Annotated in this window: 1 protein-coding gene; it reads right to left on the bottom strand. The window is 41.5% G+C overall.

Annotation, left to right across the window (positions count from 1 at the left end):
- Positions 1–253: 253 nt before the first annotated feature.
- Complete coding sequence (locus PR675_RS20725) at positions 254–1,519, bottom strand: tyrosine-type recombinase/integrase (RefSeq protein WP_272582976.1); 1,266 nt, start codon at positions 1,517–1,519, stop codon at positions 254–256.
- Positions 1,520–2,028: the final 509 nt, after the last annotated feature.

Here is a 2,028-nt window from a genome sequence, read left to right as displayed (position 1 = left end):
AATAATTTCCTTTTAGGTTGATTTAAAAGCAAAAAAGCCCCTGTCCGTGAGGACAGAGGCTTTCAGTGATAAAGTTTTTTTATTGAATAAGATGTATTACGATATAGTGATTAATGACTATACTTTTTGGCGATTAAAATTCCCATGAACAATATTTCCCCCATTTCTCAATGAATCGATATAGTCGGCATACTACCGTAGTATTCGACTCCTCGTATTGAAAATGGATCGCCTATATGACATGGCTAAAGTTTTAGTGATTCCTTGGATTATTCAACTTTGCAAAGTCGAATGGCGAAATCGTTTGTTCCCGATTAGCATCCAAATAATCCGCCCACCACTGCACCATTAATCGGCGTTGGTCTATATGTTCTGCCTTATGAATATAAGCAGCCCTCACTGAGTTACGTTCTTGGTGGCTCATTTGCCGTTCTACTGCATCTTTCGACCATAAACCTGATTCAACTAATGAACTACACGCCATCGTTCTAAAACCGTGTCCACAAATTTCAGTCTTCGTATCATAGCCCATCACACGTAAGGCTTTATTGACTGTATTTTCACTCATGGGTTTAAAGGGATTATGAGCGCCCGTTAGGATCAATTCATGCTCACCTGTCCATGTCCAAATTTCTTTTAGTATAGTGATGGCTTGGTGGCTAAGGGGAACTAAATGCGGAGTGCGCATTTTAGCGCCTCTGTATGAGAATTTAACGCCGGGTATAGGCTTTCGCTGAGCAGGAATCGTCCATAAGGCTTTATCGAAGTCAATTTCAGACCAACGCGCATAGCGAAGTTCGCTTGACCTAATAAACACTAATAAATTTAACATCACAGCTAGGCGAGTGACGGGTTGCCCTTTATAAGCATCGATACGGGCAATGAGTTCAGGTAGACGGTCAAGGTTAAGAGCTGGACGGTGTTGGCGTTGTACCGTCGTTACAGCCCCTGCGGTATCAATAGCAGGGTTATAGCCAATAATACCGGATTGCACCGCATAACGCATGACAGCAGCGATACGTTGCTGTAAACGCGCAGCTATCTCATAAATCTCTTTACTTTCTGCTGCACGGATAGGAATAAGCAGGTCAGGGGTTTTGAGGGTAGTGATATCCCGTAATCCAATATAAGGAAAGACATGCGACTCCAAACTCTTTAAAACCTTTTCACTGTGTGATTCAGACCATTTTTTATTGCTGGCATGCCATTGTCTTGCGATGGTTTCAAAAGAGAGATTAGCATCAGAAGCTGCTTTAGCCACACGTTTTTGTTCGCACGGGTCAATACCGTCAGCAATCAATTTTCTTGCTTCATCACGTTTTAAACGCGCCTCTGATAAAGAGATATCAGGGTATAAACCCAATGCTAAGGTTTTCTCTTTACCTAAGTGGCGATAGCGTAATCGCCAGTACTTAGAACCATTAGTGTGAACCAATAAGTGCAGACCTGCACCATCGGTTAATTTATAGGATTTCACATCGGGTTTAGCCGCCCGAATTTTAGCGTCAGTCAGTGCCATAGTGAGCTTCCTGAAAGATAAAGTGGGTACAAAATTCTATCGAACTAGTGTATACCCGCAATTGTACCCACGCAATGGGGTTGATGTGGGTAGAATCGAGTAGAATTCAGTTGAGTTGAAACTTTGGGAGAGTGTTGATTTTAGCGGGCTTTACAAACAAAAACAGACGTCGGTTGACGTCTGTTGATAATAAGGTGGTGCCCGGACTCAGAATAAAACTCGCAGCATAATTTATTGATATATCTATAATTATCGAAATCCAAAAACATAAGAGCCCCCGTTAGGGCCCCAGGATGTTTTTGTATTGATTTTGAAGTCGAACAGGGTACTTTTCTGTCGCACCCCAAATTATAGTTTGGGTTCGTAGCACGGAATCGTACTTGTTACCAACTTCAAGGTGACTTTTTAACATCACTTAATAATTTTACCATATTAATATTCTCCATTGACATTGGTTGATAATAGTAGAGTTCAGATAACGCCATCTAGAGGGTATCAAAGAAAACTCC

The sequence above is a fragment of the Providencia sp. PROV261 genome (assembly GCF_028477945.1).
Taxonomy (GTDB): Bacteria; Pseudomonadota; Gammaproteobacteria; order Enterobacterales; family Enterobacteriaceae; genus Providencia; species Providencia stuartii.
This window is presented reverse-complemented; position numbering and strand designations above follow the sequence as displayed.

Excerpts from the sequence above, each read along its gene's own strand:
- PR675_RS20725 (WP_272582976.1), bottom strand. The coding sequence starts at position 1,519 with ATGGCACTGACTGACGCTAAAATTCGGGCGGCTAAACCCGATGTGAAA.